14 protein-coding genes are annotated in these 17,780 nt (G+C 71.5%); all 14 read right to left on the reverse strand.

Going from position 1 to position 17,780, the window contains the following annotated elements; all coding sequences use genetic code 11:
- Positions 1-5: 5 nt before the first annotated feature.
- Positions 6-1,643 (reverse strand): polysaccharide biosynthesis C-terminal domain-containing protein, encoded by a 1,638-nt coding sequence (locus AB0B94_RS31715; protein WP_357289124.1) that lies wholly within the window; start codon positions 1,641-1,643, stop codon positions 6-8.
- The gene (locus AB0B94_RS31720) at positions 1,640-2,983 is read right to left on the reverse strand and encodes an O-antigen ligase family protein (RefSeq protein WP_357289128.1); all 1,344 of its coding nucleotides are present in this window, start codon (positions 2,981-2,983) and stop codon (positions 1,640-1,642) included. Before AB0B94_RS31720 ends, AB0B94_RS31715 begins: the two co-directional genes overlap by 4 nt.
- An 8-nt stretch (positions 2,984-2,991) precedes the next feature.
- Positions 2,992-4,593, reverse strand: a complete 1,602-nt coding sequence (locus AB0B94_RS31725) for a lipopolysaccharide biosynthesis protein (RefSeq protein ID WP_357289130.1) — start codon at positions 4,591-4,593, stop codon at positions 2,992-2,994.
- Complete coding sequence (locus tag AB0B94_RS31730; RefSeq protein ID WP_357289133.1) at positions 4,586-5,104, reverse strand: DapH/DapD/GlmU-related protein; 519 nt, start codon at positions 5,102-5,104, stop codon at positions 4,586-4,588. Before AB0B94_RS31730 ends, AB0B94_RS31725 begins: the two co-directional genes overlap by 8 nt.
- A gap of 128 nt (positions 5,105-5,232) precedes the next feature.
- The gene (locus AB0B94_RS31735; RefSeq protein WP_357289136.1) at positions 5,233-7,170 is read right to left on the reverse strand and encodes a hypothetical protein; all 1,938 of its coding nucleotides are present in this window, start codon (positions 7,168-7,170) and stop codon (positions 5,233-5,235) included.
- Between the two features lie 222 nt (positions 7,171-7,392).
- Positions 7,393-9,099 carry a glycoside hydrolase gene (locus AB0B94_RS31740; RefSeq protein WP_357289139.1) on the reverse strand — a complete coding sequence of 569 codons (1,707 nt, stop codon included), beginning with the start codon at positions 9,097-9,099 and terminating at the stop codon, positions 7,393-7,395.
- A gap of 226 nt (positions 9,100-9,325) precedes the next feature.
- The gene (locus AB0B94_RS31745; RefSeq protein WP_357289142.1) at positions 9,326-9,544 is read right to left on the reverse strand and encodes a hypothetical protein; all 219 of its coding nucleotides are present in this window, start codon (positions 9,542-9,544) and stop codon (positions 9,326-9,328) included.
- A 96-nt stretch (positions 9,545-9,640) separates the two neighbouring features.
- A complete protein-coding gene (locus AB0B94_RS31750) occupies positions 9,641-10,468 on the reverse strand; it encodes a shikimate dehydrogenase (RefSeq protein WP_357289172.1) in 828 nt (275 codons plus the stop codon).
- A 293-nt stretch (positions 10,469-10,761) separates the two neighbouring features.
- The gene (mltG, locus tag AB0B94_RS31755; RefSeq protein WP_357289145.1) at positions 10,762-11,955 is read right to left on the reverse strand and encodes an endolytic transglycosylase MltG; all 1,194 of its coding nucleotides are present in this window, start codon (positions 11,953-11,955) and stop codon (positions 10,762-10,764) included.
- A complete protein-coding gene (gene ruvX, locus AB0B94_RS31760; protein WP_238671622.1) occupies positions 11,955-12,413 on the reverse strand; it encodes a Holliday junction resolvase RuvX in 459 nt (152 codons plus the stop codon). Before ruvX ends, mltG begins: the two co-directional genes overlap by 1 nt.
- A gap of 72 nt (positions 12,414-12,485) precedes the next feature.
- Positions 12,486-15,164: an alanine--tRNA ligase gene (alaS, locus tag AB0B94_RS31765; RefSeq protein ID WP_357289150.1), complete on the reverse strand. Its 2,679-nt coding sequence runs from the start codon at positions 15,162-15,164 to the stop codon at positions 12,486-12,488.
- Positions 15,161-15,466, reverse strand: coding sequence for a hypothetical protein (locus AB0B94_RS31770; protein WP_091401860.1), 306 nt, complete (start codon positions 15,464-15,466; stop codon positions 15,161-15,163). Before AB0B94_RS31770 ends, alaS begins: the two co-directional genes overlap by 4 nt.
- 30 nt (positions 15,467-15,496) lie before the next feature.
- Positions 15,497-15,961 carry a DUF948 domain-containing protein gene (locus AB0B94_RS31775; protein ID WP_112677951.1) on the reverse strand — a complete coding sequence of 155 codons (465 nt, stop codon included), beginning with the start codon at positions 15,959-15,961 and terminating at the stop codon, positions 15,497-15,499.
- A 150-nt stretch (positions 15,962-16,111) separates the two neighbouring features.
- A complete protein-coding gene (locus tag AB0B94_RS31780; RefSeq protein WP_357289175.1) occupies positions 16,112-16,807 on the reverse strand; it encodes a hypothetical protein in 696 nt (231 codons plus the stop codon).
- Between the last annotated feature and the right edge of the window lie 973 nt (positions 16,808-17,780).

A 17,780-nucleotide genomic window follows, 5' to 3' on the forward strand; every position in this document is an offset into this window, starting at 1 on the left:
GAACCTCACCTGCCTCTCGTCGATGCCGAGGTGGGCTCGGCGGCCGTGGCCGCGTTGTCCCCTCCACGGATCTGTCTCATGGTCCCCCGGATTCCGGCGCGCACCCGGGGCAACGTCAACATGCCGACGCAGCCGGTCAGCAGCACCGCCAACGCCACCGCGAGGCCGGGCAGACCGCGACCGCCCACCAGCACGCCGACCCCGGCGGCCAGACCCACACCGGCGATCGTGGCCGCCGCGGCACGCACCATCGCGGCGTCGAACAGCGGCTCCCGAACCACCGACCGGGCGAACCCGGCGGCGGTGAGGTTCTCGGTGGCGATGCCGGCCGCCCAGGCCACCGCCGCGCCCGTCGCGCCATAGCGCGGGATCAGCCAGAGACCCAGCGAGACGGTCACCGTCAACCCGGCCACTGTGGCGACCAGGTGCAGCCCACTGCGTCCGCCCATCAGGAGCAGGCTCTGCACGTTGCCCACTCCGGTGTTGACGAGCATCGCCAGCCCGAGCACCGTCATCGCCGGCACGCCGGCGGTGAACTCCGGCCCGAACAGTTGGAGGAAGGCCAGCGCGAAGACCGCCAGCAGCAGGTACACCGGCCAGGACAGCACCAGCCCCCAGGTGGTCAACTGCCGGTGCACCGCCGCCGCCGCGGCCCGCTCGCCTCGCCCGAGCAGCCGGGACAGCTGCGGCGACACCGCCACCCGTAGCCCCTGCATGGCCAGTTGACCGGCCAACACGTACCGGCCGACGGCGCCGAACACACCGGCGTCCGCCGGGCCGGCCAGCACCGAGGTGAGCAGCACGCCCACCCACATGCTGCCGGCGTCGATGGCCGCCGAGGCGGCCCGGGGCAGCGCGAAGCGCCAGAACGTGGACCAGTCGGCGCGGCGCGGACGCAGCGTCGCGCCCCGGCCCAGCCCGAGCGGGCCGGCGACGAGGATGAGGCAGGCCAGCAGCGCCAACGCCGCCGGCACCAACCAACCGGTCATGCCGGCGAGCAGGCCACCACCGGCCAGCGCGGCCGCGCCGACCAGCGCCGGGCGGGCGATCGGCAGCAGCAGGAACTGCACCCCGACGTACGCCCGGATGGGCCGCACGCAGCGCAGCGCGGCCAGCAGCAGGGTCATCGTGACCACCACCGGCACCGCGGCGAACGTGACGGTGAGCAGCGCGCCGCCGCTCGCGCCGGAGCCGCCCAGCAGTCGGGGCGCGAGGGCGTCGGCGGCCAGCACGCCCGCGCCGGCGACCAGCAGCCCGGTCACCAGCGGCGGGATCAGCGCCACCGGCAGCACCCGGGCGGCATCACCGCGCACACCGGCGCTGCGGCGCGGCAGAGCCCACATCAGACCGGTTTCCGCGCCGAGCGTGCAGATCGCGGTGGCCACCGTGACGACGCCGATCGCGGCGAAGAACGCGCCAGCGCCGGCCGGGCCGTAGCTTCGGGTGATCACGACCGCCAGCACGAACCCGAACAGGCCACTGGTGGCCGCGCCGAGCAGTCCGGCCACGCCGCTGCGCGCGCTGCGGCGGGTCTCGGCCGAGCCGGTGTCCCCGGCGGGCGACGACGCGGCCTGACCCTCGACCGGGGTTAGCGTGGACCGGCCCTCGTCGGCGCCGGCCGACGGACGGGTCGCGGCGGTCACGCGGGCACCGCCGCGGGCGTCGGCGACGACCCGGCCAACCGGGTCCGCCGTTCACGTTCGGTGAGCGCCATCGCGAAGGCCACAGCGAAGAACGCGACAGCCAGGTTCTGGTTCGCCATGCCGTAGAACGGGACCTGCACGAGGCAGACCACCGGCACCACCGCCAGCCACTGCCCGGCCGCCGACGTCGCCCGCGCGCAGATCACCGCCGCGGCGACGAACCACGCCAGGAAGCAGATGAGCGCGGGTACGCCGTGGCTGAACAGCACCATCCACAGCTGCCCCTGGGTGCCGATCGGCGCGGCCGCCGACACGGTGTCGACGTTCACCGGAGCGCCGTAGCCCAACCAGGGCGACTCCTGCACGCGGCGGATCACCTCGGTGTAGAGCGAGAGCCGGTCGGTGTTGGTGTCGCTGGAGTCGACCCGCCTGCTGATCAGCTCGGTGATCGGGATGAACAGCGTGGCCAACCCGCCGATCACCACGACCCCGACGATGGACGCGGCCACCCGGACGTTGCCGCGCAGGCTGGCCCGCACTCCGAGCACCGCCAGCCCGGCGCCGAGGCTGAGGAACATCGCCCGGTTGAGGGTGAGGAACGCCGGCGCCAGCGACAGCGGCAGCGACGCCAGCAGCGCCCAGCGCAGCAGCCCCTGCCGGCGCAGCATCGCGAACGCCACCACGCAGGGCAGGGTCATCGCGTACGCGCTGCCGTAGTTGTTGGTGTACGCGAACGGCGCGGCCGGCCGATAGATCGGGTTGAGTGAACGGGCACTGTACTCAGCGGTGGTGAGGTGCACCATGTCCTGGATGAACGGGGTGTTGGCCACCCCACCGGGCAGCAGCATCTCCATCGGGGTCGTCATGGCCAGCCGGGGCACGAGCACCCCGAGCCAGCCCAGCGCCACCAGCCCGAACCAGAACGCGCAGAGCGGGGTGAGCACCGCCACCAGGCTGGCGCGTTCCCGGGCGGCCGCGTAGACGTAGACGCCGACCACCAACGCGGTCAGGTAGAAGGCCAGCCGCAGGGCGAAGGTGAGCAGTGAGGCGGGCGACGACAACTGGGTGGCGCTGACCACCACGATGGCGAGGAAGAGCAGCCAGATGCCGGCCGCCGGTGGCAGTGGCACGCGCCCCCGGGTGAGCAGCAACGCGAACAGCAGCGCGCCCAGCAGCGGCCAGCCGAGGTAGAACGCGCCGAACAGCCACCAGAGCGGCACCAGGCCGAACATCATCGACAGCGGCCAGAGCGGCAGTTGCGGCGGCGCGAACGACGGCACCGGCGCGGGCTCCTGGGCAGCGCCTCCGGGTGGTGGTTCGGTCGCCGGGGCGCGGGTCACCGACACGCTCAGGCCCGGCCGTTGCGGGTGAGCACGAAGCCCAGCGGGGTGACCCCGGCGGCGCGCAACCGCTGCACCAGGCGTCGCAGGTCACTCTGCCGGGTGCGGTCGCGCTCCACGACCACCACCGCGCTGCCCTGCCGGGCCACTGCCACGCCGCGCTCGTCGGACTCGGCCGGCGGGGCGTTGAACAGGACCAGGCCGTGGTCCGCGCCCTGCCGCCAGGTGCCGAACCGGACACTGCCCACACCCACGACAATCTCGTCGGGGGTGACGACGCGACTGTTCTCCGGGCGGGCGGACGACACCCTCGGCAGCGTGAGTGTGGCATCGGGGTCGGTGGACGGGCGGGCACCGGGCGGGTGCGGGGAGGGCCGACGGGCGGGCGTGCTCTCCGTGGCGGCAGCCGCCGCGGGTGGTGTGCTGCCGGCCGGCCGGGGCTTGGGCACCAGCGGCCGGGACGGGTCGATGGGCAGCCGCCCCCGGTCGGCGAGAACGGTGGCCCGTAGCCGCTCGATCCGTCCGCTGTCGTCGGCGACGAAGACCTCCCGGCCGTCCACGGCGAGCGCCACAGCGAGCCCGGCGGTGAGCGCCGTGGCGTCCTCCCGGGCGGTGACCAGCGCCACCCGGGCCGGCTGCCGGACCCGCTCGGCGACCGCCATCGCCACGTACCGGACGTCGGCGTCGACCGCCCGGGGGCTGCCCCGGAACGCCGGTCGGCGTACGGTGCCGAGCAGCGGCAGGCCGGAGGCCTCCCGACCGTCGGCGACCGAGCGGACCCTCCGGTCGGTCGACTCCCAGAGGTACGCCAGCACGATGCCGATCAGCGCGCCACCGAGCAGGCCGGCGACCAGGTAGAGCGGCCGGTGCCCGGCGGAGGTGACCAGCGCCTTCTCCGCGGTCTGGGTGACCCAGCCGGGGTTGACGTCGACCGCCGCGATCTCGGTGCGGGCGGCGTTGAGCTGGGTGAGCTGGTTGTTGATCCCGGCCAGCTCGGCCACCAGCGCGTCACCGGCGGCGGTGTCCTTGGCGGTGTTCGCCCGCTTCTGCAGGGCGGTCTGCTGGGCGGCGACCTTGGTGATGCTGGCGTCGTAGGAGCGCAGCATCTCGGCGCGCTGCTGCTCGTACATTGTGCGGCGCACGCTCAGGTAGGCCTCGGCGGCCATGTTGGCGCTCTGCACGGCCTGGTGCGCCTCGCCCGCCTGGTAGGTGAAGCGCAGGATCTGCCCACCGGTGGGCACCTCGACCTCGAGCGCGTCACGGATGTCGCGCGGGTCGCCACCGGCCGAGTCGGCGAGCCGCTGCACCACCTCGGTGCCGGTGGCGATGCCGCTCTCCACGTTCATGTTGACCGCGCGGTCGGCGCCGGCGCCGCTGGGGGTGAAGGCGTCGGTCACCACCGGCCGGACTGCGACAACGGCGCTCGCGGACAGCGCCGCCGGCACCAGCAGCACGTAGCCGAGCGCGGCGAGCAGACCGACCATGGCGACCGCCGCCACCAACCGCAGCCGGTGCATCGGCACCCGCAGCAGGTCGGTCAGTGTCACGGCACGCGAGGTGCCGGAGGACGGGCCGTCCGTGGGCCAGGGGGCGGGCGCTGCATCAGTCATGGAACTTCTTCACCGTCTGTTGAGGATTACCGACGACCACGACGCCGGGCGGTACGTCCGTGCGGACCACCGTCGCCGCGCCGACGACGCTGTCCCGGCCGACCCGCACGCCCTTCAGGACCAGGGCGTGCGCACCGACCCAGACGTTCTCCTCGAGAACGATCGGGGCACGGGTGAGCGGGCCGGGCGGGGCGTGCCGCTGCTCGGGGGGCAGGTTGTGGAAGTCGTTGTCGAGCAACTCGCAGTCCGACAGGAGGCACCGGTCGCCCACTGTGACCGACGTCCAGGTGCCGATCCAGGTGGCGTTGAGCAGACAGTCAGCGCCGACGCGTACCTCGCCGGGGCCGGCGAAGCGGACGAGTTTGTTCAACCGGGTGCGGTCGCCAATTGTCACCCGCACCCCGCGTCGCAACCGGATGCGGCCCCGGATCTCCACGTCCCGACCAAGCGTCAACCGTCGATAACGGAGCTGATACCAGCCGCGTTTGACCGCGAAGACCAGACGCACCACACGTCTCGTTCGGATGCCAGCGGCGCCGAGCAACGACCCTCCCCCACCATCGCGGGCCGGCGGCGGTGGGTACCGCCACCGGCCCAACGTGAACAATCTACCGATGCTCCGTTACGAACGGTTGACCCTTACTGTACGGAGAAGAATGTCGATGGGGTAGACCAGGACAACTCGGGCGTCGCGCTGCTGATCACGGTCGCCGTGGTGCCGCTGACCACCGCGCTCGGCGCGGCCGTCGGGTCGAACGGCACGCTGCGCAGCGCGCCGTCGGTGGAGCCGTAGACGATCCGGCCACCCACCCAGGCCATGCCCCGCACCGCGGACCAGGTAACGCCCGTCGTCGGCAGGGCGAACTCGGTGGCGCCCAGGTAGTTGCCGTCGATCTCGAAGTAGCGGTAGTAGAGGCTGTTCGCCCCGGTACGGGTGTAGTAGAGCCGGCCGTCGAGGAAGAAGGCGCCGGTCAGCAACGCCGGGTTGTACCAGTCGTTGTAGCCGGACGCCTCCCACGGCGAGCCGATCGCGCCTCCGTTGAAGAGCGAGATGTCGATCCGACTGCCGGTGGGCGTGCCGGCCACAGTGTGCGACCAGTAGATCCGGTCGTCCACCCGCCAGGTCGCGCCGGCCGCCGTGTAAGCGGGCTGGCTGACGCTGGTAGCGGTGCCCAGCGCGGTGCCGTCGAACGGCACCTTCGCCACGGTGCCCGAGGCGGTGCCGAGGTAGAGGTTGCCGGTGGTGGCCGACGGCGGGTTCTTCGCCGTGAAGGTGCGTCCGCCGGCGAGCGGGAACATGCCGAGCCGGCCGTGGTACTCCTCGCCCATGCCATCGGAGTTGTGCCCGAAGTAGAGGCCGTCCGAACCGCGCCAGAGCACGGGCACCGCCGAACCCCAGCTGCTGGTGCCCGACGGCATCGACGCGCTGCCGCTGCGGCGCGGGTTCCAGTTCACCGGCATACCGGTCGCCGGGGTGACGGCGGCGATGCCGAGCCGGTCGATCGCGCCCGCGCCCGCGTTGTCGCTGGCGTTCGGGTTGTTCAGCCAGCGGAAGTGCCCGCCCAGGTAGATCACGTTGTCCGCCACCTCGACAGAGGTGATGGTGTCGTTGCCGGTGAAGTCGACCCAGGTGGCGAGCTGGCCGCCGCCCCGCGCCCCGGTCTCGAAGCGGACCAGGGCGTCGCAGTACGCGGACGGCCAGCCGGCGCCGCCGTTGGTGCCGACCACGAACCAGGTGCCGTCGCCGCCGAACTTCACGTCCTGCACGTAGTGCACGAAGGTCGCCGGTGACGCGCACGGCGCGACGAACTTGTCGCTGCTCCAGTCGATCAGCGTGGGCGTCGCGGAGACGTCCACCAGTGCGATCTGGTTGCGCGGCAGGTCGTTCACGAGCGTGAAGTTGCCGCCGACGACCAGGGTGTCGCCGTCCGGCGCGACGTCGATGGTCCAGACGTACGACGTGGTGCTGTGCCGTCCCACAGTGGCGTCGATGCTGAAGCTCGGGTCGATCGCGCCGGTGGTCGCGTTGAGCCGGCCGAGACCGGCGTGCGCGGTGCCGTTGAGCCAGTTGAATGCCCCGGCCACGTAGAGCCAGTTGCCGTCCAGCGCCAGGTCGCGGACCGTGCCGCCGTCGGAGCGCCCGACCCAGCTGTCGATGATCGCGCCGGTCGACGGGTTGAGCGCCACCAGGTTCTTCCGGGAGACACCGTTGACGTTCTTGAAGGTGCCGCCGACGATCAGCGTGCCGCCGGGGCCGGCGACGAGGGTGTTGACAGCGCCGTCGAGCACCGGCAGGAAGGTGGTCGACATGGTGCCGGTGGTCCGGTCGTACGCGAAGAGGTAGCGCTGGGTGATCCACGCGGAACTGGCGGTCTGCCGGAGCTGGGTGAAGCTGCCGCCGACGAAGACAGTGTTGCCCACCTGCGCGAAGGCACGGGTCTCACCGTCTCGGGCGTGCGGGGTCGCGTCGGCGGGGTTCGCCGACACCAGGGTCGCCGTGGTCGGGACCGGCACCACGGCGGCCGACGCGGTAGTGGGCACGCCCAGAGCTGCGGCGATGATCGCCAACGCGACCATCCCCGCCCGAGTACGACGTCGTCCTGCAAAACGCCACAAGTGCGAGAGTTTGGGCACGCTGCGCCTCCAGATTGGATGAGAACCCGAGGTAGCGTGCCTCGTCCAGCCTGGTTAACAAAATCCGCCGATTGGGCGGTGCATGAATCCGCAAGCCGACAGAACGCCGGAGGATCGGTTGTCCGACCCCCCGGCGACCGCCGTCCGGTCAGCCCGGTTCGAACGTCAGCGGTTACCTCCGGTGGGTTGCCGCAGGTAGGGGTCCTGGCCGGCCTTCGCGAAGCCGGCCACCGCCGAGGCGTCGTGGTTCATCGTCATGTCGCAGGTCGACGTGCGGCTGGTCATGCCGGCCGAGTTGAAGTAGATCGCCGCCTTGATCTTCGGGTGCGCCTTCAGCGCTGCCGGGAACTCCTGGAACCAGCGCTGCTTGGCGCCCAGGTCGGCGGAGTTGAAGTTGGTGCCGAACTCGGCGAGCATCCGGGGCTTGCCCGCGCCGATGCCGTTGTCGTCCAGCCACCGGTAGAAGCCACCGACAGTTGTGCTCGGGCTCTTCCACACGGTGCTGCCGTTGCAGACGTGGAAGTTGTACGGGTCGTAGGCCACCCAGTCGACGTACTGGTCGCCCGGGTACAGGCCGGCGTACCGGGAGTAGTGCCCGGACCAGCCCATCATCGTCCAGACCCAGACCGCGTTCGTCGCGCCTGCGTTGGCGAACCGCTGGTGGACGTAGCGCCAGGCCCTGACGAAGTCGGCGTCGCTGCCCTTGTTCGGCTCGTCCTCCGGCTCGTGGTCGAAGCCGATGAAGACCGGAACGCCGGTGGCCTTGATCCGGCCCGCGACCGCGTCGATGGTGTCGTCCTGCTTGCCGCCGTAGACGTCCGACCACTTGAGGGTGGTGCCGGCGGAGAAGTCACGCGACTCCCAGGCGAAGAACATCAACCGGCCTTCGCGCATCTGCTGCTGCTCGTACATGTCGGGGAAGGCGCCGTTGCTGCCGGCGTTGGAGAAGTCGTGGTAGCGGTGCACGATGTCGAACTTGCGCCCGACCTGCGTCTCCACGTCGACGACTGCCTTGCCGTGATCCCAGCCACCGGCCGCCCCGGCGGGCGAGTACATGCCCCACCAGGCGCCACAGGACGGGACGAGCTTGTCCGAGACGGACCCACACTTGCCGGACGGGAGGGTGCCGCTGGCGCTCGGGGTCGCCGTCCGGGTCGGGGCGATGGTCGGCGACGGCTTCGGCGCGGCGGTGGTCGGCGACGCGCTCGGCGACGGCGGCGGTGCCGGCCGGGTGGGGGTCACCGGCGACGGCCGGGACCCGAGGTCGTAGCTGATCAGCAGGCTGGGCCGCAGGTCCGGGTTGCGGTTCTCGACCGACGCCCAGTAGATCCGGCTCTCCAGGCCGCTCTGCGCCAACGAGACCGTCCAGGTGCCGTTGCCGGTGACCAGCTTGGAGACGTCCCACTCGTTGACGCCCTTGGACACGCTTGTCACGCTGTCCAGCGCGGCACCGGCGGACGTCAGCGGCGGCCGCGACTCGCGGGCGCTCAGCGGCGACGCGTGCGCCGTCACCGTGGCGGCGAACTGCTGCCAGGCGTGCACCCGCAGCGTCGCCCGGATGTTGACAGCGGTGGCCGGCACCGTGGTGACGGCGAACTCGATGACCGCCTCGCGGCCACCGCGCGGGTTGCCGTCGCAGCGCGTCGCGCAGGTCGCGAGGGTCGACTTGGCAGAGTTGTCACCGTCCTGCGAGACAGCGGTGGCGGTGGTGTCGGCCGCCGCCCGGATCGACAGGTCGTCGCTGGCCAGCAGCGGCATCATCGTCGCCACGATGCCGGCCACCACCGAACCGCCGACCACGCCGATGGCAATCGCCTTACGCCGGGGTCCGGAGCGGAACCGGGTGATGCGGTGCAGTCCGTGCCTGGTCAAGGAAACTCCCTGTGTCTGCGTCCGTAACGGTGAGCAGCGTATCGATGACCAGGACATGTGGCAGGTAGGACAGTTTTCCGTAAGCGCGTCTTAATCGTCAGCTAAGAAACGCCTCGGGGAAATCACTGCCGCTGGCCGCAGGTGCGACCACAAGCCCGCCACACACCTTGCCCGGGGAGCACGCGCGGAGTCAACGGCCCGGGTTGGGGCCTGCCAGCCGGTGCGGCTACAGGCGACCGCGTCGGATCGCCAGTGGAATGGCGATGGCTGTCACCACCGCGCAGATCCCCCCGATGACGATCATCCGGACACCGCTCTCGCCGCCGGTGGCCACCTCCACCGCTCCCCAGACCACGACGAGGATGCTCAGTGCGACGGATGCCGCACCGAGAACGCGCATCGTGCTCTTGCTGTACGGCCCCTCAGTTCGCTCATCCGCCCGCATGGCGTAGTAGTACCGCGGCCCGCCGGCGCGCAAACGCCGCCCCGGAACCCCGTTCGCAATCAACGCCCTCGATGGTGGGGCTGCCTGTGCGGTCCGTCAGCCGGCGCGAGCGGCAGTCAGCGCGGCAGCCATCGCCGCCCTCGGCGCGGGCACGCCGGTGAACTGCTCGAACTGCCCGACGGCCTGGGCCAGCAGCAGATCCAGACCGGAGACGATCCGGCATCCGGCCCCGTTCGCGGCCGTCGCCAGCGGGGTCGGCCACGGGTCGTAGAGCGCATCGAAGTACACGGCGCCCGGCCGCCAGGCCACCGCGCCGGCCAGCGGGTCGGCGACCCCCTTGGGCACCGTGGAGACGACCACGTCGGCGGCGACGAACTGCCGGGGGGCGTCAGCCCACGCAGCGAACGTCAGCGCGACACCCAGCGCGCCGGCCACCGGGCGCAGCTCGTCGACCGCCTCGGGTCGGCGGGCCACCACCGTCACCGCCGCGCACGCGAGCTGCGCGGCGGCGGCGAGCGCGGCGCGGGCGGTCCCCCCGGCGCCGAGCACCGTGACGGTGGCACCGGCGGTCACGCCGGCATCGGTGAGCACCCGCACCATGCCGGCGACGTCGGTGTTGTCCGCGTACCAGGAGCCGTCCGGACGGCGTACCAACGTGTTTGCCGCGCCGACGGCGGCGGCGACCGGGGAGGCTGCGTCGGCCACGGCGAGCGCCGCTTCCTTGCCCGGCATGGTCACCGACAACCCGGCCCACTCCGGGCCCAGGCCGGCGACCAGATCCGGCAGCTCCGCCGCCGCGCACTCGATCCGGGTGTACGACCACCCGGTCAGCCCTGCGGCGACGTAACCCGCGGTGTGGATCACCGGGGAGAGGGAGTGCGCGATCGGCTTGCCCAGCACCGCGGCCCTACGGATCGACACGATCACCGCCGGTCGCGGCAGGCGGCCCGGTCACTGTCGACATCACTTCCCCGCTCTCGCGCGCCTGTCGGAATCGACAGTACCCAGCACTCCGGCCCCGGCACCAGGCAACCGGCCCTTCGGCCACCCCTGGCGACCGCGTCATCGCGTGACATTCCCATCGACGTTGGTAAAAGCATTTCGGCGACGGAAGCGCCGATCACAAAGGGAAACTGAACCACAGAGGCTCCCTTCCCGGCGGCGACCATAATTGCGGTCGCAATGGGAAGGGAGCCTTTACGGCGTGACCCGGCCGGTCAGATGATGCCAGCCTCCCGAGCCTTGTTCTCGTTGCGCTGGTGCTGCTCGTAGGTCTCGGCGAACGCGGAGTGACCCTTGTTGTCGATGGCCACGAAGTAGAGCCACTTGCCGGTCGGCGTGTCCATCGCGCCTTCCAGGGCCTGCTTACCGGGGTTGTTGATCGGGGTGGGGATCATGCCACGCAGCTTGCGGTTGTACGGGTTCTTCGGATCGTCCAGTTCGGCCGCCGTCATCTGCTTGGACGACTTGGTCGGCTTACCGATCGACTCCAGGTAGTAGTTGACGGTGACGTCCATTTCCAGGCAGTTGCAGTCGAACTCGCCGTACGCGCGGTTGTAGGCCACCCTGGCGACCTTGCCGAGGTCGTCCTTGTTGCCCGCCTCGGCCTGGGCGAGGGAGGCCACGATCAGCGCCTCGTACGGGCTGACCTTGCGTTCCTCCTGCACCCGGTCGGCGAACTTCATCTCCCCCGTCACCGACAGGAAGCGGTTCACCATCAGCTTGAGGATGCTCTCGGCGGTGGACTTCGGCGGGATCTCGTACGTGTCCGGGAAGAGGAAGCCCTCGACGGACTTGACGCTCTTCTTGCCGTCGCCGCGCGCGAACCACCAGTCCGGAACGCCGAGCCCTTCCGGGTCCTTCGCGGCGGCCTGGAAGTCCTTGACCGGGATCTTGGTCTTCTCGGAGAGCAACTTGTAGATGTTGAAGCTGGTGCGGCCCTCAGGGATGGTCAGCCCGTTGACGATCTTGTTCTTCAGGTCGAGCATCGCGGTCACCGCGTTAGTGCCGCTCATCTGCTTGCGCAGCTTGTACGTGCCCGGCTGGATGTTCTTGCTGCGCGAGTTGGCCTCGGCCGCCTCGATGAACGCCTTCTGGCTCTTCACCACGTCCGCCGCGACGAGGGCGTCAGCCATGTCGGCGATCAACGCGCCGTTCTTGATCTCGACGGTGACCTCACCGGCCCCGCTGCCGTCGTAGTCGGGGGTGACGAAGTAGTTCTGGATGCGGTCGAAGCCGTAGAACGCGCCGCCGCCGATGCCGCCCAACAGGAACAGGGCCATCAGCAGGGCCAGGAACGTCTTGCCCCGGCCGCCGCCGGACCCGCTCTTGCCCTTGCGGAAGCCGCGCCGGTGCCGACCCTTCTCCCCCCGCTCCGGCTCGTCGAACCCAAGATCCAGATCGTCGATCATTACGTCCGCCTCCGCTGCGCGTCCAGCCAGCTCTGCAGGATCTCCACCGCGGCCGCCTGATCGACAACCGCACGTTGACGTTTACCTCGGACGCCACGCTCGGCAAGCCTACGAGAAGCGACCACGGTCGACATCCTCTCGTCAGTGAGCGTTACCGGGACAGGCGCTATCACATCGACCAGTCGGTCAGCGTACGCCTTCACATGGACGGCCGCAGGGCCGTGCTTGCCGGCGAGATTGACCGGAAGACCGACGACAACCCCGACGGCTTCGTGTTCGGCCACCAGCGCGGCCAGCTCCGCGAGGTCGCTCGGCACCGCGTCCGGCGCTGCCGTGAGATCGCGGGCCAGGGTGACCAGCGGCGTTGCCAGGATCCCGTCCGGATCCGAGCGGGACACGCCCACCCGCACCTGACCGACATCCACGCCGATCCGCACACCACGCGTCGACTCAGCCACCGAACGTCACCACCGGCCGGTAACGAACCAGGGCGGACCAATCGGCCCGCCCTGACTCACAGTGATGATCTATCACGCCTCGGTGATCGCCTTCTCGACGGTGAGCAGCAGGTTCGGCGCCTCGGCAGCTGGCAGACCGCCACCCTGAGCCAGGTCGGGGCTGCCACCGCCGCGCCCGGAGAACGCCGCCTTCACCAGATCCGACGCGGCCAGGCCCCGGCTGCGGGCCGCCGCGTTGACCGCCACCACCAGCGACGCCTTGCCGTTCGACCGCGCCGCCACCGCCACGACCGCCGGCCGCGCTGGGTCGATCTTGCCGCGGATCTCCTGGGCCAGGGTGCGCACGTCGTTGCCGGCCGCGCCCTCCGGCGCCTCGGTGCCCACGTACGCGACCCCGCGCACGTCCTTGGCCTGCGCCGCGAGCGCCGCCGCGCCACCCAGCACCAGCTGGGCCCGCAGCTTCTCCAACTCCTTCTCAGCGTCCCGAAGCTGGGTGACGGTCTGCTCCACCCGGTCGGCGACCTGATCGTTCGGCACCCGGTACAGCTCGGCCAACCGGGAGACCAGCAGGTGCTCCTTGGCCAGGAACCCGAAGGCGTCCATGCCGACCAACGCCTCGACCCGGCGCACGCCGGAACCGATAGACGACTCGGAGAGGATCTTCACTAGGCCGAGCTGGGCCGAACGGGCCACGTGCGTGCCGCCGCACAGCTCCCGGGCATAGTCACCCACCTCGACGACCCGCACCTCCTCGCCGTACTTCTCGCCGAAGAGCGCCATCGCGCCGATCCGCCGCGCCTCCTCCAATGAGGTGATGAAGGCGTGCACCTCCAGGTCGGCCAGGAGCACCTCGTTGACCTGCTGCTCCACGTCGTGCAGGACGCTCGGCGACACCCCGGTCGGGGTGTTGAAGTCGAACCGGAGCCGACCGGGAGCGTTCAGCGACCCGGCCTGCGTGGCCGACTCGCCGAGGAAGTTGCGCATGGTCTGGTGCACCAGGTGCGTGGCGGTGTGCGACCGGGAGATCGCCCGACGCCGCGTCGCGTCGATCTCGGCGAAGCCGGCCTCACCGGCGCGCACCTCACCCCGGACCACCCGGGCGCGGTGCACGATCAGGCCGGGCACCGGCTGCTGCACGTCGAGCACCTCGACCTGCCCGCCACCAACCGTGATCATGCCGTGGTCGGGCTGCTGACCACCGCCCTCGGCGTAGAACGGGGTGGTGTCCAGCACCAGCTCGATGGTGTCGCCCTCGGTCGCCGCCTGGCGTGGGCCGTCGGCGCCGAGCAGCGCCCGCACCGTCGACTCGCGGGACACCTCGCTGTAGCCGGTGAACGTCACGGGACCACCCGCGTCGAGCACCGACCGGTACGCCGACAGGTCGACGTGCCCGGTCTTGCGGGCCTGCGCGTCCGCCTTCGCCCGGGTCCGCTGGTCGGCCATCAGCCGCCGGAACCCCTCGTCGTCGACGGTGAGGCCCTGCTCCGCGGCGATCTCCAGAGTCAGATCGATCGGGAAGCCGTAGGTGTCGTGCAGCTGGAACGCCTTCGCGCCGGACAACGCCGAGCCACCCGCCGTACGGGTCTCCGCGATCGCGGTGTCCAGGATCGTGGTGCCCGCCCGCAGAGTGGACAGGAACGCCTCCTCCTCCGCGTACGCGTAATCAGCGATCCGGTCGAAGTCGGTGGCCAGCTCCGGGTACGACGGCGCCATGCAGTCCCGCGCCACCGGCAGCAGCTCGGGCAGCGCCCGGTCCTGCCAGCCCAGCAACCGGATCGACCGGATCGCCCGGCGCATGATCCGGCGCAGCACGTAGCCGCGGCCCTCGTTGGACGGGGTCACGCCGTCGCCGATCAGCATCAACGCCGTGCGCACGTGATCGGCGATCACCCGCAGCCGGACGTCGTCCGGGTGCGACTCGCTGGCCACATGCCCGGAGTGCGCGCCGTACCGCTTGCCAGTCAACTCCGCCGCCCGGGCCAGGATCGGCCGGACCTCGTCGATCTCGTACAGGTTGTCGACACCCTGCAGGATCGAGGCCATCCGCTCCAGGCCCATGCCGGTGTCGATGTTCTTCGCCGGCAGGTCACCCAGGATCGGGTAGTCCTCCTTGGTCGTGCCCGGACCCCGCTCGAACTGCATGAACACGAGGTTCCAGTACTCCATGTACCGGTCCTCGTCGACCGCCGGGCCGCCCTCGCGGCCGTACTCCGGGCCCCGGTCGTAGAACAGCTCCGACGACGGACCGCACGGCCCGGGAATGCCCATCGACCAGAAGTTGTCAGCCTTGCCCCGGCGCACGATCCGTTCGGCCGGCACGCCGACCGACCGCCAGATCTCGTACGCCTCGTCGTCGTCGAGGTAGATCGTCGGCCAGATCCGCTCCGGATCCAGCCCGTACCCACCCTCGGCGATCGGCTTCGTGGACAACTCCCAGGCCAGCGGGATCGCGCCGGCCTTGAAGTAGTCACCGAAGGAGAAGTTGCCGTTCATCTGGAAGAACGTGCCGTGCCGGCTGGTCTTACCGACCTCGTCGATGTCCGGGGTACGGATGCACTTCTGCACGCTCACCGCCCGCTGGTACGCGGGCGTCTGCTGACCCAGGAAGTACGGGACGAACTGCACCATGCCGGCGTTGACGAACAGCAGGTTCGGGTCGCTGATGGCGGGCAGCGGAGCGGACGGCACCACGGTGTGGCCATTCGCCTCGAAGTGCGCGAGGTACCGCCGCTTGATCTCCGCCGTCTTCATCGCTGGTGTTCCTCCGGAAAGATTTCTCGATCGCCGATTCGCGGGTCTTCCCGCAGGTCGGCGAACTTGTCGTCGAACGCCTCGCCCTGGGCGAACGCGTGGTGGATCTCCTGCTCGCGTTCGGCCATCCCGACCCGGACGTCCTCCACGAAACTACGCAGCGACTCGACGAGCCCGCCAGCGGATTCCGTCAGCGAGCTGGCGATGCCCGCCGGCGTGTACGCCTGCGCGGTCCGGGTCGCCTTGCGGACCACGATCACCCCGACGGCCACCCCGATGCCGAGCCAGAACAAGCGCCTCATGTCCCGCTACCTCCTGGTGCGCCGGGTCGGTCAGCTGTTGCCGCGTCGCGCGGCCCGTCGCTGCTGCTTGATGGTGTCGCGTACCTCGCGCTCGGTCTCGGCGTGCCGGCGGCCGGCGGCGGCCTTGCGCACGCCGTAGCCGAACGCGGCAACCTTGACCAGGGGGTTGGCGGCCGCGGCGGAGACGACAGTGGCGAGGTTGGCGACGTTGGCGGTGACGTTCTGCGCGTGGCTGGTCATGGTGTCGACCTTCGCCAGTTGGAGGTTCACACCGTCGAGCGAGGTCTGCACCTGCTCCAGGGCGGTGTTGACGTTCTTCACAGTGGTGTTCACGTCACCGAGCAGCGGCGCGGTCCGGTCGTTCAGGTCGTTGATCATGCGGGTGGTGGCGTCAACCGTGTGCCGCAGCCGCAGGATGGGCAGCGTCAGGATGAGCACCAGCACCGCGAACGCGGATGCCGCGATCAGCGCCGCGATCGCTCCAATGTCGCCCACGCCTGTCCTCCTCAAGCAGAAGTTCCGCAGGACCCGACGTCCCCGGAACGCACAACCATGCCACCCGTACCGGCCGCCGAGCCCTCGGCGGTCACCGGTGACGGGCGTGCCCGCCAGCCCCAGACCCTACCGTCCGTGATGGAGACCGGCTCAGGACGGTGAGGGTGTCAGCTCACCCAGCGGATCCGCACTGACAGTTGGGAACGGATCCTCACCGGTCAGTGACGGGTCGGTGGTCGGCTGCGGCCTGGTCCGCTCGTCGTCTATCGCATTGCGCACCTTCACCGACACCAACGAGCCGGTGCACTCGGTCGCAGCGGCCGACGGGTCGCCGGACGGCACGATCGCCGGCTCGCCGTCCACCGGCGGCGGCACACAGGTCGGTTCGCGGACCCACAGGTCGAGGGTCAACTCGTCGCGACGCCAGCAGGTGTAGCTGCCCTTCGTCTGCTGCTCCGGGCAGCGGCTCACCTTCCACGGCTGCCACCCATCCTGGCGCAGCGCGTCCTCGTAGACCTGCGCCGTCTCCTTTGGCGCCTTCTCCGAGGTCACCGTGCGCTCCCGCAGCCGGCAGTCGAGCAGGCACCAGCGGCTGCCGCTGACGTCGTCGACAGTCTTCGCGGCCGCCCAGCCGGGCACGCCGAGCTGGTCGAGGTTGTCGAAGACCGGGTCACGGCTCAGCGTCCGGATGCCGAAGAAGAGCGGCAGCGCGCCGAGCAGCACGACGCTGACCAGCACCAACACCGCCGCGCGAAGGCGGCGTCGTTCACGGGTCTGCCGGCGTTCCTCGGAGCGGGCGCCCGGTGCGGCGTCGTCGTCCGGCGCGTCCTGACCGGCCGGGCGCAGCGGCGGCCCGTCGGAGGGTTCCGGTTCCGGCCGGTCCACCGGGCCAGGCACTGAGGGCACCACGGCGGCGGCGCGGGCCACGCCGACGGGCTCGGCGGCGCGTCCGGGCGGCGGCACGGGCGCGACACCGCTCGGCTCGGCACGGCCGGGCTCCCGATTCGGAGGCGCTGCGCGTCCGGCGGCACGGTCGGCCGGCGCGGGTCGCCCGGCCGGCGCGGCAGCACGGGCCGGCCCGGGCTCACCGGTCGTCCGGTCGTCGGTTGGCGGTTGCCCGCCGGGTGGGCGGACGGCGGCACGAGCCGGACCGTCCGGACGGGAACGTGGCGGACCGTCGACACCCGGCGGCACTGCCGCACGAGCCGGACCGTCCGGACGGGTCGCGTCCCGGGGTGCCGCATCGCCACCCGGGCCGGGGCGCAGGGGGCCGTCAGCGCCACGGCGCGCGGCGCCGGGTGCCGGCGCGTCGCCCGGGATGGGGCGGGCCCGGCCCGGTGGGACGGAGCGGGCAGCGCCCCGAGCGGCGGGACCGGCGCCGGGTCGACCACCGGCGTAGGGGTCGTCGCCGTGGTCGCTCACCGGCCCGGGTCGGCCGGGGACAGCCGTACCGTCGGGACCGGGTTCGGCCGGTCCACGCCGTCGTCGGCCGGTCGGGTCCGGGGCGGGCGGTGCGTCCGGGCCGGGCCCCGCCACGGCACGGCCGCGCTGGACAGTGGGGTCCGGAGTCGGCACCGCCGCAGCGCCCCGCCCACGGGCGGGGCGGTCACCGGGCGGCGGGGGGTAGGTGAGGGCGTGCTCTCCGGTGGATCCCGACCCGGGCCGGACCGCGCGACGACCGTTCGGTGCGTCCGCGCCCGGGTCGGCCGGCGGGCCGGCGGGCCGGCGGGCGGCGCCGCGTTCCGCGGCCGGGGGGGGGGCGGGGCGCCCCCCCGGCGCGGGGTCGTGGGGGGGTGGCGTGCCGGGGGGGGTGGCGGGG

Origin of the sequence: Micromonospora sp. NPDC048986, from assembly GCF_040649335.1 — a bacterium.
In the GTDB taxonomy this organism is placed as follows: Bacteria; Actinomycetota; Actinomycetes; order Mycobacteriales; family Micromonosporaceae; genus Micromonospora; species Micromonospora alfalfae.

Bases quoted from the DNA above. Each gene is read 5' to 3' on its own strand.
- AB0B94_RS31725 (WP_357289130.1), bottom strand. From the start codon at position 4,593: ATGACTGATGCAGCGCCCGCCCCCTGGCCCACGGACGGCCCGTCCTCC.
- AB0B94_RS31735 (WP_357289136.1), bottom strand. From the start codon at position 7,170: ATGGTCGCGTTGGCGATCATCGCCGCAGCTCTGGGCGTGCCCACTACC.
- AB0B94_RS31745 (WP_357289142.1), bottom strand. From the start codon at position 9,544: ATGCGGGCGGATGAGCGAACTGAGGGGCCGTACAGCAAGAGCACGATG.
- mltG (WP_357289145.1), bottom strand. From the start codon at position 11,955: ATGATCGACGATCTGGATCTTGGGTTCGACGAGCCGGAGCGGGGGGAG.
- alaS (WP_357289150.1), bottom strand. From the start codon at position 15,164: ATGAAGACGGCGGAGATCAAGCGGCGGTACCTCGCGCACTTCGAGGCG.
- AB0B94_RS31770 (WP_091401860.1), bottom strand. From the start codon at position 15,466: ATGAGGCGCTTGTTCTGGCTCGGCATCGGGGTGGCCGTCGGGGTGATC.